The 13,830-nt window shown below is 71.0% G+C and carries 12 protein-coding genes; 7 read left to right on the top strand and 5 right to left on the bottom strand.

From position 1 onward, the window contains the following. The first annotated feature begins 316 nt into the window (after window positions 1–316). Entirely contained in the window at window positions 317–1,744 is a 1,428-nt protein-coding gene (gene boxB / locus VJ693_RS06540) for a benzoyl-CoA 2,3-epoxidase subunit BoxB (protein ID WP_324152706.1), read from the top strand. A gap of 28 nt (window positions 1,745–1,772) precedes the next feature. Next, a complete protein-coding gene (gene boxA, locus VJ693_RS06535; protein WP_324152705.1) occupies window positions 1,773–3,071 on the top strand; it encodes a benzoyl-CoA 2,3-epoxidase subunit BoxA in 1,299 nt (432 codons plus the stop codon). A gap of 73 nt (window positions 3,072–3,144) precedes the next feature. Here the strand turns inward: boxA and VJ693_RS06530 are convergent, their stop codons facing one another. Further along, the gene (locus tag VJ693_RS06530) at window positions 3,145–4,335 is read right to left on the bottom strand and encodes a pyridoxal phosphate-dependent aminotransferase (protein ID WP_324152704.1); all 1,191 of its coding nucleotides are present in this window, start codon (window positions 4,333–4,335) and stop codon (window positions 3,145–3,147) included. 103 nt (window positions 4,336–4,438) lie between these two features. Between VJ693_RS06530 and VJ693_RS06525 the strand changes: the two genes are divergently transcribed. Beyond that, complete coding sequence (locus VJ693_RS06525) at window positions 4,439–5,239, top strand: GDSL-type esterase/lipase family protein (protein ID WP_324152703.1); 801 nt, start codon at window positions 4,439–4,441, stop codon at window positions 5,237–5,239. A gap of 22 nt (window positions 5,240–5,261) precedes the next feature. Here the strand turns inward: VJ693_RS06525 and VJ693_RS06520 are convergent, their stop codons facing one another. Genes VJ693_RS06520 through VJ693_RS06510 form a run of 3 tightly spaced genes read right to left on the bottom strand, consistent with a single transcriptional unit; the run spans window position 5,262 to window position 7,516 of the window. Beyond that, complete coding sequence (locus VJ693_RS06520) at window positions 5,262–5,939, bottom strand: HAD family hydrolase (RefSeq protein WP_324152702.1); 678 nt, start codon at window positions 5,937–5,939, stop codon at window positions 5,262–5,264. 22 nt (window positions 5,940–5,961) lie between these two features. Then, window positions 5,962–6,636 carry a formylglycine-generating enzyme family protein gene (locus VJ693_RS06515; protein WP_324152701.1) on the bottom strand — a complete coding sequence of 225 codons (675 nt, stop codon included), beginning with the start codon at window positions 6,634–6,636 and terminating at the stop codon, window positions 5,962–5,964. Beyond that, window positions 6,599–7,516: a sulfotransferase gene (locus tag VJ693_RS06510; RefSeq protein WP_324152700.1), complete on the bottom strand. Its 918-nt coding sequence runs from the start codon at window positions 7,514–7,516 to the stop codon at window positions 6,599–6,601. The genes VJ693_RS06515 and VJ693_RS06510 overlap by 38 nt, the downstream gene beginning before the upstream one ends. 188 nt (window positions 7,517–7,704) lie before the next feature. Here VJ693_RS06510 and VJ693_RS06505 point away from each other — a divergent pair, with 188 nt between their 5' ends. From VJ693_RS06505 to VJ693_RS06490, 4 genes are read left to right on the top strand one after another with little or no spacing between them, the layout of a single operon-like run. Beyond that, on the top strand, window positions 7,705–8,721 hold the full coding sequence (locus VJ693_RS06505; protein ID WP_324152699.1) for an NrtA/SsuA/CpmA family ABC transporter substrate-binding protein: 1,017 nt from the start codon (window positions 7,705–7,707) through the stop codon (window positions 8,719–8,721). A gap of 2 nt (window positions 8,722–8,723) precedes the next feature. Next, a complete protein-coding gene (locus VJ693_RS06500) occupies window positions 8,724–10,280 on the top strand; it encodes a sensor histidine kinase (RefSeq protein WP_324152698.1) in 1,557 nt (518 codons plus the stop codon). Then, window positions 10,165–10,620 carry a response regulator gene (locus tag VJ693_RS06495; protein ID WP_324152697.1) on the top strand — a complete coding sequence of 152 codons (456 nt, stop codon included), beginning with the start codon at window positions 10,165–10,167 and terminating at the stop codon, window positions 10,618–10,620. Before VJ693_RS06500 ends, VJ693_RS06495 begins: the two co-directional genes overlap by 116 nt. Next, window positions 10,617–12,209, top strand: coding sequence for a hybrid sensor histidine kinase/response regulator (locus VJ693_RS06490; protein WP_324152696.1), 1,593 nt, complete (start codon window positions 10,617–10,619; stop codon window positions 12,207–12,209). The genes VJ693_RS06495 and VJ693_RS06490 overlap by 4 nt, the downstream gene beginning before the upstream one ends. Window positions 12,210–12,280: 71 nt before the next feature. On the opposite strand, the gene VJ693_RS06485 is transcribed toward VJ693_RS06490, so the two are convergent. After that, on the bottom strand, window positions 12,281–13,768 hold the full coding sequence (locus VJ693_RS06485) for a PLP-dependent aminotransferase family protein (protein ID WP_324152695.1): 1,488 nt from the start codon (window positions 13,766–13,768) through the stop codon (window positions 12,281–12,283). Window positions 13,769–13,830: the final 62 nt, after the last annotated feature.

Here is a 13,830-nt window from a genome sequence, read left to right as displayed (position 1 = left end):
GAGCACGGTGCCGTTGCCGGAGCCGGCGCGCCATTGGCCGCCGAGGTGGTTGGAGAGGAGTTCCATGTGTGGCCTGCGCCCTGGGGGCATGGGTTGCGCTGGGTCAAAGCCAGCGGGGCTGCTCATGCAGTATGCTGCATTAGGACTCTAGCTGCCGTCGCCTCGCCGGTCAAGCGCGCCCGCTTACTGCAGTGCTTGCGTCTGGAAACTGCATGAACTATGATGCAGATCAAGGCGGGCGAGTGCTGCAGTTTAGTGCGTAAACCCGACGCCCGCCTCCTTCCCGGCCCGGCTTCCCACTCCACGGAGACCCCCCATGTCCTCGATCGACTACAGCGAGAAGATCCCCAACAACGTGCACCTGAGCGAAGACCGCGCCCTGCAGCGCGCGCTGGAGCAGTGGCAGCCCAACTACCTGCACTGGTGGCAGGACATGGGCCCGGACGGCTCGCAGAACTTCGACGTCTACCTGCGCACCGCGGTGAGCGTCGATCCGCAGGGCTGGGCGCAGTTCGGCCACGTGAAGATGCCCGATTACCGCTGGGGCATCTTCCTCAACCCGGCGGAGAAGGACCGCAAGATCCACTTCGGCGACCACAAGGGCGAGGACGCCTGGCAGGACGTGCCCGGGGAATACCGCGCCAACCTGCGCCGCATCATCGTCACGCAGGGCGACACCGAGCCGGCGTCGGTCGAGCAGCAGCGCCATCTCGGCCTGACCTGCCCAAGCCAGTACGACCTGCGCAACCTGTTCCAGGTGAACGTCGAAGAGGGCCGCCACCTCTGGGCGATGGTGTACCTGCTGCACAAGTACTTCGGCCGCGACGGCCGCGAGGAAGGCGAGGCGCTGCTCGAGCGCCGCTCGGGCCAGCAGGACAACCCGCGCATCCTGCAGGCCTTCAACGAAGAGACGCCCGACTGGCTGTCGTTCTTCATGTTCACCTACTTCACCGACCGCGACGGCAAGTTCCAGCTGTGCGCGCTGGCCGAATCGAGCTTCGACCCGCTGGCCCGCACGACCAAGTTCATGCTGACCGAGGAAGCGCACCACATGTTCGTGGGCGAGTCAGGCATCTCGCGCGTGATCCAGCGCACCTGCGCCGCGATGAACGAGATGAAGACCGACGACCCGGCCAAGCTGCGCGCGGCCGGCGTGATCGACCTGCCCACGCTGCAGCGCTACCTGAACTTCCACTTCTCGGTGACGATCGACCTGTTCGGCGCCGACGAGTCGAGCAACGCCGCGACCTTCTACTCCACCGGCCTGAAGGGCCGCTACGAGGAAGGCAAGCGCGTCGACGACCACCAGCTGCGCGGGCAGAGCTACCGCGTGCTCAGCGTGAGCAACGGCCAGCTCGTCGAGCGCGAGGTGCCGATGCTCAACGCGCTGAACGAGGTGCTGCGCGACGATTACATCGCCGATTCGCGCGCCGGTGTGGAGCGCTGGAACAAGGTGATCGAGAAGGCCGGCATTCCGTTCCGCCTGAAGACGCCGCACAAGGCCTTCCACCGCAGCATCGGCTCGCTGTCGGGCGCCAAGGTGTCGCCCGAAGGCCAGGTGGTGTCCGAAGCCGAGTGGGCCGCCAAGGTCGACCAGTGGCTGCCGTCGGAGACTGACCGCGCTTTCGTCGCCAGCCTGATGGGCCGCGTCGTCGAGCCGGGCAAGTTCGCCAACTGGATCGCGCCGCCCGTCATGGGCATCAACCGCCAGCCGGTCGACTTCGAGTACGTCCGGTTCAACTGAAGAACCTTCTCCACCCGAGGAGCGCGCGATGAACGCCCCCACCGAGCTCGGCCTGCTGAAGCAGCATTTGATCGACCCCGAGATCTGCATTCGCTGCAATACCTGCGAAGCGACCTGCCCGGTGGGCGCGATCACGCACGATTCGCGCAACTACGTGGTCGATGCGTCCAAGTGCAATATGTGCATGGACTGCATCCCGCCCTGCCCCACCGGCTCGATCGACAACTGGCGCATGGTGCCGGCGGTGGCGGCCTACACGGTCGAGGCCCAACTCGGCTGGGACGAACTGCCGGCCGAGCTGACGCCGGAGCAGCTCGCCGAGGCCGGCATCCCGGCCGACGCGGTGCTGCCGGACACGCTGGTGGCCGAGGCCACCGCCGCGAGCGCGGCGCAGCACACCACGGTCGGCGCCGAGGCCTTCAACGCCGGCCAGTACGGCGCATCGATCGCGCCCTGGTCCGCCGCCCACCCCTACGCCAACCTCTACGGCCCGAAGGCCGCCGAGAAGACCGCGACCGCCACCGTGACCGGCAACGTGCGCGTCACCGAGGTCGGCAAGGAATACGACACCCACCACATCGTGCTCGATTTCGGCACGATGCCCTTCCCGGTGCTCGAGGGCCAGTCGATCGGCGTGATCCCGCCGGGCACCGACGACGCCGGCCGCGCGCACTTTGCGCGCCAGTATTCGGTCGCCAGCCCGCGCAACGGCGAGCGGCCCGGCTACAACAACGTCTCGCTGACGATCAAGCGCGTGCTGGAGGACCACCAGGGCCGCCCAGTGCGCGGCGTGGCCAGCAACTACATGTGCGACCTGAAGGTCGGCGACACGGTGCAGGTCATCGGGCCCTTCGGCACCAGCTTCCTGATGCCGAACCACCCGAAGAGCCACATCGTGATGATCTGCACCGGCACCGGCTCGGCGCCGATGCGCGCGATGACCGAGTGGCGGCGGCGCCTGCGCCAATCCGGCAAGTTCGAAGGCGGCAAGCTGCTGCTGTTCTTCGGCGCGCGCACGAAGGAGGAGCTGCCCTACTTCGGCCCGCTGCAGAACCTGCCGAAGGATTTCATCGACACCAACTTCGCCTTCAGCCGCACGCCCGGCCAGCCCAAGCGCTATGTGCAGGACCTGATGCGCGAGCGTGCGGCCGACCTGGTGCCGCTGCTGGCCGACCCCAACGCGTTCTTCTACGTCTGCGGCCTGAAGGCGATGGAAGAAGGCGTGGTCCTGGCGCTCAAGGAAGTGGCAGAGCAGGCGGGGCTGGATTGGGCGGAGGTGGGCGCTTCCTTGAAGCAGCAAGGGCGCCTGCACCTCGAGACCTACTGAACGACTCTCGAGGCGGCCGGGGGGCGCCGACGCGGTGGCGGTGGACTTACACCGGCACCCTTGGCGGGCGACCTCAGGCGCCGAGCCAAGCCGCCAGCCGCCGCACCCCCTCGTCCAGCCGGGCCGGATCGCAGGCGTAGCACCAGCGCACGAAGCCCTCGCCCTCGGGCCCGAAGGCGCTGCCTGGCGCGAGGCCCAGGCCGGCCTCGCTGACCAGGCGCTTGCACAGGTCGAGGCTGTGTTCGGCCCCGGGCAGCCTGAAGAACAGGTACATCGCCCCCGGCGGCGCGCTGACCTGCACGCGCGGCAGCGCCGACAGCGCGCGCACCAGGTGGTCGCGCGATTCGCGCAGGCTGCCGACCAGCGAGCGCACCACCGGCTCGCCATCCCGCAAGGCAGCGACGCCGGCCTGTTGCACGAAGGCCGGCGCGCACGAGGTGTTGTATTCGACGAGCTTGGCCAGCTCGCCCATCATCGCCTCGGGCGCGACGATCCAGCCCAGGCGCCAGCCCGTCATCAGCCAGGCCTTCGAAAACGAGTTGACGCACAGCACGCGCTCGTCGCGCCGCGCGATGTCGAGGAAGGACGGCGCGCAGGCCGTGCCTTCGCCCGCGTAGTACAGCCGCTCGTACACCTCGTCGGCGAGGATCCAGATGCCCAGACGTCGGCAGTGGTCCAGCACCGCCTGCTGGTCCTCGCGCCGCATGACCCAGCCGGTGGGGTTGTTGGGCGAGTTGAGCAACAGCAGGCGCGTGCCCGGCGTCAGCGCGGCGAGCAGGCGGTCCAGGTCCAGCGCCCAGCCGTCGGGGCCGTAGCCGAGCGGCACGGTTTGCACCTCGGCACCGAGGATCTTCGGGATCTCGACCAGGTTGGGCCACAGCGGCGTGACCGCGACGACCCGGTCGCCCGCACCGACGACGAGCTGCGTGGCCAGCATCAGCGCGCTGACCCCGGCGCTCGTGACGGCCACCTGCGCGGCCGTGGTCGGCCCGTGCAGCGCGCTGGCATAGCCGGCGATCTCGTCGCGCAGCGGCGCGATGCCGAGGTTGTGCGAGTAGAAGGTCGCGCCGTCGGCCAGTGCCGCGCTGGCCGCCTCGCGGATGAACGCGGGGGTGACGCGATCGGATTCGCCGAACCAGAAGGGCAGCACGTCGGGCCGCCCCAGGCCGGCGTTGGCGACCTCGCGGATCTGCGAAGGCCGCAGTGCGCGGACCGCCTCGCGCGCGAGCGCGGCGCCGTCAAAAGTGACACTATGGACGCTCATCGATGGATTGTGAACCGGCACGGCGATCGACCTCGATGCTGTCGGGGGGTTGCAGGCACGTGGTTTGCTCCCTGCAGCCCGCCTGACTACGCTGACCCCTGCGATGTTCGACCTGTTTCTACCCCGCCTTCCGTTCAGCCCGCTCGCGCTGCTGGGCTACGCGGGGATGTGCGCCGCCGGCCTGCTGGCGGCCGTGAGCGTCGATCAGGTCCTGCGCGTGCAGCGCGCGCTGCGCGACGCCCGGTCCCGCCGGCCGGCACGGCCCTACCAGTACCGTACCCGGCGCGCCCGCCAACGCGTGCTGATCGTCGGCGACAGCACTGGCGTGGGCGTCGGCGCCGACCACCCCACCGAGGCGATCGGCGGGCTGCTGGCGGCCGACTACCGCGATGCCGAACTCGTCAACCTGAGCATCGGCGGCGCCTGCATCGCCGACGTGCCGGCGCAGCTTCGGCACCTCGGCCGCGACACCGCCCGCTTCGACCTCGTGCTGCTGCATGTCGGCGGCAACGACATCATGCGCAGCGGCAAGCTGGATGCGCTGGCCGATGCGGCCGAGCCGCTGCTGCTGCGCCTGCGCCACCTGGGCCGGCGCGTGGTCTGGCTCGGCCCGGGCGACCTGGGGCTCGCACCGCTGTTCCGCCCGCCGTTCAGCTGGTGGATGTCGCGCCGCACGGAAGTGGCCTGCGAGATGTTCCGGCGTGTCGCGCTGCGCCACGGCGTCGAGTACGTGGGCTTTCATGCCGGGCCGCACCGCCACCTGCTGGCCCGCGAACGTGCGCGCTACTTCGCCAGCGACGGCCTGCACCCCAGCAGCCACGGCTACCGCTATGCCTACGGCTGCCTGAAGCGTTCGCGCACGCTGGCCGAGGCGCTGGCGGCGCACCACGCGGCCGGCCGCTGACGGCGCGGCACCGAACGGCCCTTCATCCGCCGGCCACGGCGTGCAGCGAGCCGACGCAGGCCCGCGCGCTGCCCGCGTGCTGCCCGGCGCGGTCCAGCAGCAGCGCGGCCAGCCCCGCGTCGAGCGCGGCGTCGTGGTCGAGCGCGGGCGAGTCGCCGACCATCAAGGCCTGCGGCGGTGTCAGCCCGAAGTGATCGACGACGTGCCGGAAGGCGCGGGCCATCGGCTTGCTCGCGCCGATCTCCTCGCCGATGGCCACCAGGTCGACCGCCTCGCCCAGCCCCGTCGCGCGCAGCTTGCGCCGCTGGCCGTCGGACGGGCCGTTGGTCAGGATCGCCGTCCACAGCCCTTGCGCGCGCAGGCGGCGCAGCACCGGCAAGGCATCGTCGTGCAGCAGCGGCCGGTCGTTGACGCAATCCATGAACAGGCGGTTGAGCTCCTCGACCAGGCCGTCGCGCGGCGTGCTGCGCACGTGGTCGAAGGGCTCGAGGAAGCGCCGCGCGCGGTACTCGGTGCGCGTCAGCTCGCCGCGCTCGAAGCGGGCGAACAACGGCCGGTCGACCTCGGCGCAAGCCCGCAGGAAGGGCTCGGCCGCGATGCCTTCCCGCTCGACCACCTCGCCAATCAGGCGGTAGGCCGCCTGGCGCGTCGAGGCGAAGTCGATCAACGTGTCGTCGAGATCAAAAATCACCAGCTTCATGGATGTTCCAGGTTCGCCAATTTCAGTCCCAGACGGGCCGCAGGCCAATCGTTGTCGTGCCCAGCCGGGCCCATTTGCTGCGGCTGGCGCGGATGTGCAGCAAGCCAGCGCCCTTGCTCCAGGCCCCGCCCTTGGCCACGCGCTCGCTTGCCGGGCCGCCCGGCGGCGCGTCCTCGCACCACTCGGCCAGGTTGCCGGCCAGGTCGTACAGCCCGAGTGCGTTGGGCGGGAACGTGCCGACCGGCGTGGTGCCGGCGTAGTGCTCGTCGTAGTTGGCGCGCGCCGGGCTGGGCTCGGCATCGCCCCAGGGGTAGGCCACGCCGGGCTCGCCGCCGGCGGCAAAGCCCTCCCACTCGGCGGCCGTGGGCAGCCGGGCGCCGAGTTGCCGGCACAGCAGCACCGCGGCGTCCCAGTTCAGGCCCCACACGGGGTGCTGCTCCAGGCCCGGCACGGCCACCCAGCCGCCGCGGCGGCGGTCGTGCCTCAGCGCATGGCGCGGGTTGTGAACGTTGACGTGGCGGTACGACGACGCGGGCTCCGGCGGCAGCCCCATCTCGTTGAGCACGGCCGCGGCGAGCTCCGCGCTCAGCAGCGTCGTCGCCACGCGCAGCCGGCGCGGTGCGTGGCCCGGGCCCAGCCACAGCCGGCAGGCCACGGCTTCATCGCGATAGCGCCGGATCAGCATCTTCGGGTCCATCGGGGGTCGTCTCCTTCGTCCATTCGCCACGGCGTGCCCACACCGCGGCAGGGTCGTGCCAGCCGGCCACGGCCAGCACGTGTTCGATCGCGGCCAGCTCGCTCGGCCCCAGGTGCTGCTGCCAGCCCTGCGTGACGCGCTGCGGCTCGCGCACCGACGAGAAGGTGCCGCCGCGGCTGGCCACCTGGCGGCCCTGCAGGAACTGCAGCGGGCCAGGGTGCGGCGCCACGCCGAGGAAGCGGGCCAGCGCGCCGAGCGTCTCGCCGGGCCGCTGCACGACGTCGTCCAGCCCGACGACGAGGTGCTCGAAGCCCGGCAGCGCGCGCCGCGCGAGCTCGTAGCGCGTGGCCACGCTCATCGCGGCCAGGCCGGCGAGTTCCTCCCGGCTGCCCATCGCCCCGCGCGGCGGCGGCGCCTGCGGGAACAGGCGCCGGAAGGCCGGCGGCACCAGTTCACGGTAGTCCCAGAAATCGATCAGCCCGCTGCGCAGCACCGACGAGACGATGGCCCGCGGCTCGCGCCACAGCAGGATCAGCTTGAGCCTGGGCATGAAGGCCTGCAGCCAGCCCAGCTTGCCGAACAGGCCCGTCTCCTTGAAGCCGATCACGCGCTGCGCGCAGGAGCATTCCAGATAGTCGCGAAAGGCGTGAAGAAATGGACGAAGATCATCGCCATCGGGCAGGTGGCGGTGCAGCCGGCTCGGCTCGAAATCACCGGCGGCCCAGGGCTGCAGGTCGTGCTCGCGAAAGAACGGCGTGTGCATCGAGAACGGCTCGTTCAGGCACTCGATGCACGGGTGCGCCTGCAGCAGGTCGTTGAGCAGGTTCGAGCCCGACCGGTGGTGGGCCAGCAACAGGAATGGCGCGCGCGTGTCCCCCACCGTCTTCTCCCTGAACTCTTGTGGCGTGGCGGTCGACTGCCGGGCATGTTGCGCCAGGCCCGGTGACTGCGCAAGCGCATCACCCTCGATCCGACCGCGAAGCGTCTTGTCAGGCGCGCGGCCGCGACGTACGCTCGCCCGTAATCGCCAAGCGGTGCCATAAGCCGCAGGACCAGGGAGAAGACTTGATGGTTTTCGCTGCCCTCGCCGGCTGGTTGCGGCGGGCCATGCGGCTGGTGTGGCCGTGTTGTTTCGCCTGGGGCGTGGGCCTCGCCAGTGCGGCGTCGCCCGGCACGCCGGGGCGGCCGCTCACCATCGCCGTGTCGTCCACCCCGCACGCCAGCCTGCTGCACCTGGCGGCCGCCCGCGGTTGCTTCGCCGAGCAGGGCCTGACGGTCGAGCTGGTGGCTGCCAGCCACGGCAAGGCGGCGCTCGAGAAGCTCGCCGCCGGCGAGGTCGACCTCGCGGCCGCGGCCGAGGTGCCCTTCGTCGTCGCGGTGCTGCAGGGCCAGCCCTATGCCGTGGTCGCCACGGTGGCCAGCGTCGCCAGCGAGATGGCGTTGGTGGCGCGGCGCGACCGCGGCATCGCGGCCCCGGCCGATCTCGCCGGCAAGCGCGTCGGCGTGACAGCGGGCACGAGCGGCGAGTACTTCCTCTGGGCCTGGCTGATCCGCCAGCGCCTGCCGCCCACGGCCGTGACCCTGGTCGACCTGCCGCCCGGCCGTCTCGCGCCGGCGCTGGCCGACGGCGTGGTCGATGCCGTGGCCACCTGGCAACCGGTGCGGCGCGACGCCGAGCAGGCCCTGGGGCCCAACGCGCTGACCTTCACCGCGCCGCTGTCCTACACGACCACGCACGTCGTCATCGGCCGGAAGGACACCCTCGCCGCGCAGGCCGGGACGATGCGGCGCCTCGTGCGCGCCCTGCTGCAGGCCGAGGCCTTCCTGCGCCGAGAGCCACAGCAGGCGCTGGCGCTCGTAGCCGAGCGCCTGAAGCTGCCCGCGGCCGAGCTGCAGCCGCTGTGGGCCGACCTCGCGCTGCGCGTGGACCAGCGGCAGTCGCAGCTGATCACCTGGGAAGACGAGGCGCGCTGGGCCATGACGCGCGGCTACGCGCCGCCCCGCCCGGTGCCTGACCTGCTGCCCCACCTGTACCTCGACGCGCTGATGGCCGAGGCGCCGGCGCGGGTCACCGTGGTGCACTGACGATGAAGATCCGCACCAAGGGCTGGCTCACCACCGCGGCAACCTTCGGCGCGATCGTGCTGATCGGCGCGATGGCCGCCTGGGCGCAGGCCGAATTGCGCGACGCGAGCCAGCAGCGGCGCCAGACCGCCGAGGTGGCGCAAGCGCTGCGCGACCTGCAACTGGTCAGCTTCGAGTTCCTGCTGCACCGGCTCGACCGTTCGCGCGCCCAGGAAGCGCTGGCCTGGCAGCGCCTTTCGTCGCTGCTGCCCCAGCTGCGCTTCGGCGAAGACGCCGAGAGCGCCAGCCTGGCCGACGACCTGCGCGAACGCCTGGCCCAGACGCACCGCCTGTTCGGCGAGTTCCAGGCGGCCTCCGATCAGCGCCACGCCGACCCCGAGGTGCAGCGCCGTTTCGAGGCCCAGCTGTCGAGCCAGCTGCTGCTGATGCAGCAGGACAACCTGGCCGACGTCTCGCACCTCACGGTGCACGCGTCCGAGCGCATCGAGACGGCCCAGCAGGGCATGCTGGGGGTGATCGTCGGTGGCCTCGCACTGCTCGCGCTGACCAGCGCCGGCGGCGCCTGGGTGATCCAGCGCAACGTGCTGCGCCCCATCGCGCGGCTCGAGCAGGCCACGCGCGAGATCGCCGCGGGCAACTGGACCTTCCAGCTGCAGACCGACCGCGCCGACGAGATCGGCGAGCTGTCGCGCCACTTCGATGCGATGACCCGGGCCCTGCGCGACTCCTTCACCCAGGTCGAGCTCAGCAACGAGGAGTTGACGGCCCTGAACCGCGAGCTCGAGTCGTTCAGCTACTCGGTCTCGCACGACCTGCGCGCACCACTGCGCTCGATGGACGGTTTCTCGCTCGCGCTGCTCGAGGACTACGGCGACCGCATCGACGACGAAGGGCGCGACCACCTGCAGCGAATCCGCGCCGCCAGCCAGCGCATGGGCCGGCTGATCGACGACCTGCTGGGCCTGTCGCGCGTGACGCGCGCCGAGCTGAACCTGCGGCCGGTGGACCTGAGCGCGATGGCGCGCGAGATCGCCGACACGCTGTCGCGCCAGCAGCCCGCGCGCCACGTTCGCTGGGAGATCGACGACGGCATCGTCGTGCAGGCCGACCGCGCGCTGCTGCAGGTCGCGCTGCAGAACCTGATGGAAAACGCCTGGAAGTTCACCGGCAAGACCGCCGAGCCGCTGATCCGTGTCGGTGCCGAGCGGCAGGGCGACCAGCTCGTGGGCCATGTGGCCGACAACGGCGCCGGCTTCGACATGGCGTACGTGAACCGCCTGTTCGGCGCCTTCCAGCGCCTGCACCACGAGGCGGAGTACCCCGGCACCGGCATCGGCCTGGCGACCGTGCAGCGCGTGTTCCGCCGCCATGGCGGCGATGTCTGGGTGCAGGCCGCGCCGGGGCGCGGGGCCACGTTCTATTTCAGCCTGAAGGGAGCCGACAATGAACGACGGGAACAAGGTCATCCTGCTGGTCGAGGACAGCCCGGACGACATCACGCTGACCTTGCGCGCCTTCAAGCGCAGCCATCTGATGAACCCGGTGGAGGTCGTGCGTGACGGCGTCGAGGCGCTGGATTTCCTGTTCGCCCGCGGCGCCCACGAGGCGCGCGCCGAGGCCCCGCTGCCGACGCTGGTGATCCTCGACCTGAAGCTGCCCCGGCTGGACGGCCTGAGCGTGCTGCGTGCCATCCGCGCCGACGAGCGGACCCAGTTCCTGCCAGTGGTCATCCTGACCTCGTCGAAGGAGGAGCAGGACCTGATCTCCGGCTATTCGCTCGGTGCCAACAGCTATGTGCGCAAGCCGGTGGACTTCTCCGAGTTCCTCGAGGCGGTGCGCGTGCTCGGCATCTACTGGCTGGCGCTGAACCAGGTCGCGCCGCCCAAGGGCACCTTGTGAATCGAGTGCTCAAGCTCCTCGTCGTCGAGGACTCGGAGGACGATGCCCGGCTGGCGCTGCGCGCGCTGCGCCGGGGCGGCTTCGAGCTCACGCATCGGCGCGTGCAGGACATCGACGCGCTGCTCGGGGCCTTCCACGAAGAGCACTGGGATGCGGTGATCTCCGACTTCAGCATGCCCGGCTTCAGCGGCATCGACGCGCTGAACGCCTTTCGCACCACCGGTATCGACATCCCGTTCATCTTCGTCTCCGGCACGATCGGCGAAGAGACCGCGGTGCGGGCGATGAAGGCCGGCGCCAGCGACTACGTGATGAAGCAGAACCTCACGCGCCTGGCGCCCGCGCTCGAGCGCGAATTGAACCAGGCTGCCGTGCGCGCCGAGCGGCGACAGGCCGAGCTGGACCTGCGCCAGTTCGAGGCGCAACTTCGACATGCACAGAAGATGGAGTCGATCGGCACGCTGGCCGGCGGGATCGCGCACGACTTCAACAACATCCTCGGCGCGATCCTCGGCAACGCGACGCTGCTGCGGCAGGCACTCGGGCCCGACCACCCGTGCCTGGTCAGCATCGACGAGATCCAGCGGGTCGGCCTGCGCGCGCGCGAGCTGGTGCGGCAGATCCTGGCCTTCAGCCGCAAGCAGCCGCAGGAGCTGCGTGTGCAACCGCTGGCGCCGATCGTCGCCGAGACCCACACGCTGCTGCGCGCGACGCTGCCCACCCGCGTGTCGCTCGAGGCCGCGGTGCCGCCCGCCTCGCCCTGTGCCCGCGCCGACGCGACACAGGTGCAGCAGGTGCTGATGAACTTGTGCACCAACGCCTGGCATGCGCTGCCCGACGGCACCGGCCGCATCACCATCGGCCTGGACGAGACACGGCTCGACGCCGGCAGCGCCGACCTGGCCGCGCTCGGCGAGGCCGGCGTACTCGCCCCGGGCCGCTACGCGCACCTGTGGGTCAGCGACACCGGCGTCGGCATGGACGCGGCCGTTCGCGAGCGCATCTTCGAGCCCTTCTTCACCACCAAGCCGGTCGGCCAGGGCACCGGGCTCGGGCTGTCGGTGGTGCACGGCATCGTCACCTCGCACGGCGGCGGCATCCGGGTCGACAGCGAGGCGGGGCTGGGCACGACCTTCCACCTGTACTTCCCGGCCTGCGACATGCCGGCCGCTGGCGAAGCCGAGCCGGCGCGTGCCACCGTGCCCGTCGGCGGCCGCGGCGAGCGGGTCGTCTACATCGACGACGACGAGACCATGATGCTGGTCGCCGCGCGCCTGCTGCAAGGCGCCGGCTACGAGGTCAGCGCCTACACCGATGCGCGCGCGGCGATCGACGCGGTGCGCGCGGCGCCCGAGAGCGTCGACCTGGTGGTCACCGACTTCAACATGCCCGATTGCTCCGGCCTGGACGTCGCCGGCGAGCTCGCCTTCGTCCGCCCCGACCTGCCGGTCATCATCAGCTCCGGCTACCTCACCGAGGATCTGCGCACCCGCGCCGCCGCCCTCGGCGTGCGTGGCCTGCTCGAGAAGGAAAACTCCTTCGAGCAGCTGTGCCCCCTCGTGGCCCAGGTCCTGGCAGCCGGCTCCTGAGCCGAGCGGTGGCGGACGCCGGCGAAGCGCCGCGAATCAAGCGCCGGTCTGCAGCATGAAACGGCGAGCCCTCACCGCGCGGCCGCCTGCAGGCCGGCTGTCACGGCAGCCAAGGTGCGCACACCCTGCCGGATCTGATCGACCGTCAGGCTGGCGTACCCCAGGATCAGCCCGGCGGGCCGAGCCCGCGTGCGCGGCGGCGCGCCAGCGAACAGGGGCGACACCGGGTACACCCCCACGCCGCGGGCGCGCGCCGCCGCCACCAGCGCCGGCTCGTCCTGCTGCTTCAGGAAGGGCAACCACAGCACCACGTGCAGCCCGGCCGCGGTGCCGACGACGCGAGCATCGGCCGGCAGATACCGCGCAATCGCATCGAGCAGCGCCGTGCGCCGGCGCTCGTTCTCGCGCCGTGCCCGCCGCACATGGCGCTCGTAGGCGCCGCTGTCGATCAGCGATGCCAGCGCGCGCTGCTCCAGCACCGGCGCATGGCGGTCGGTCAGCCGCTTGGCTTGCCGGAACACCGGCACCAGCTCGGGCGGCAGAACCAGGTAGCCCAGCCGCAGTTGCGGCGACAGCGCCTTGGAGAAGGTGCCGACATAGATGACGCGGCCCTCGCTGTCGATCGACTGCAAGGCATCGATGGGGCGCTGGCCGTAGCGGAACTCGCCGTCGTAGTCGTCCTCGATGACCCAGGCGCGATGCTGGCTCGCCCAGTGCAGCAACGCCTGTCGCCTGCCCATGGGCAGCATGCCGCCGAGCGGAAACTGGTGCGACGGCGTCACGAAGGCGAGGCGCACCGAATCGACCTGTGGCAGGCGCGCGGTGTCCAGGCCCTGCCCGTCCACCGGGACGGCCAGAAGCCTGGCGCCCGTCGCTTCGAAGCACCGCCGGGCCATCAGGTAGCCCGGATCCTCGAATACGAAGGCATCGCCCGGGTCCAGCAGCACGCGCGCACAGAGGTCGATCGCCTGCTGCGAACCGTGCACGACGACGATCTGCTCGGCGTCGCAGCCGAGCCCTCGCGCCCGCGCCAGATAGCCCTGCAGCGCGCGGCGCAGCGACGCATCGCCCTCGGGCGGCGCGTAGTACAGGCTCTGCTGGTGGCGCAGCAGGGCGGCCTGGTAGGCACGGCGCCACACCAGCGCCGGAAAGTCTCGGGAGGCGACCGCGCCATAGAGGAAGTCGATGCGGCACGGTTCGGCAGCGGGCAACGCGGACATGACCATCTTCTCCACCCGGCGACCGAAGGTCGAGAGCGGTGGCGCCATCCTGGCGCGCCTGATCGGACGTGGCGCTTCGCGTGGCGCCAGCTGGGTGGCAACGCGGGCGGCTCGCCCGGCGGACGTGGCGATGAAGCCCTCGGCCGCCAACTGCTCGTAGACCGCCGTGACCGTCGTTCGCGACACACCGAGGTCGGCCGCCAGGGCGCGCGTGGACGGCAGGCGCGCCCCCGAGGGCAGCGTCCCGTCGGCCATCTGACCGCGCAGCAAGTCGTAGATGCGGCGCCCGGCCCGGCTGGCCGCGGGAGGCCCGGCAGATGGCGTGCGCAACTGGCCCATCAAGAATCACGAAAACTGGATCTTGTGATTGTGCCGGTTTGGGCTGACAGTGCAGCCCTGTT

Source organism: Ideonella sp. (assembly GCF_035254525.1).
Taxonomy (GTDB): domain Bacteria; phylum Pseudomonadota; class Gammaproteobacteria; order Burkholderiales; family Burkholderiaceae_C; genus Ideonella.
This window is presented reverse-complemented; position numbering and strand designations above follow the sequence as displayed.

Coding starts and splice junctions, on each gene's coding strand:
- VJ693_RS06495 (WP_324152697.1), top strand. CDS start 10,165: ATGAACGACGGGAACAAGGTCATCCTGCTGGTCGAGGACAGCCCGGAC.
- VJ693_RS06505 (WP_324152699.1), top strand. CDS start 7,705: ATGGTTTTCGCTGCCCTCGCCGGCTGGTTGCGGCGGGCCATGCGGCTG.
- VJ693_RS06500 (WP_324152698.1), top strand. CDS start 8,724: ATGAAGATCCGCACCAAGGGCTGGCTCACCACCGCGGCAACCTTCGGC.
- VJ693_RS06525 (WP_324152703.1), top strand. CDS start 4,439: ATGTTCGACCTGTTTCTACCCCGCCTTCCGTTCAGCCCGCTCGCGCTG.
- boxA (WP_324152705.1), top strand. CDS start 1,773: ATGAACGCCCCCACCGAGCTCGGCCTGCTGAAGCAGCATTTGATCGAC.
- boxB (WP_324152706.1), top strand. CDS start 317: ATGTCCTCGATCGACTACAGCGAGAAGATCCCCAACAACGTGCACCTG.
- VJ693_RS06530 (WP_324152704.1), bottom strand. CDS start 4,335: ATGAGCGTCCATAGTGTCACTTTTGACGGCGCCGCGCTCGCGCGCGAG.
- VJ693_RS06485 (WP_324152695.1), bottom strand. CDS start 13,768: ATGGGCCAGTTGCGCACGCCATCTGCCGGGCCTCCCGCGGCCAGCCGG.
- VJ693_RS06520 (WP_324152702.1), bottom strand. CDS start 5,939: ATGAAGCTGGTGATTTTTGATCTCGACGACACGTTGATCGACTTCGCC.
- VJ693_RS06515 (WP_324152701.1), bottom strand. CDS start 6,636: ATGGACCCGAAGATGCTGATCCGGCGCTATCGCGATGAAGCCGTGGCC.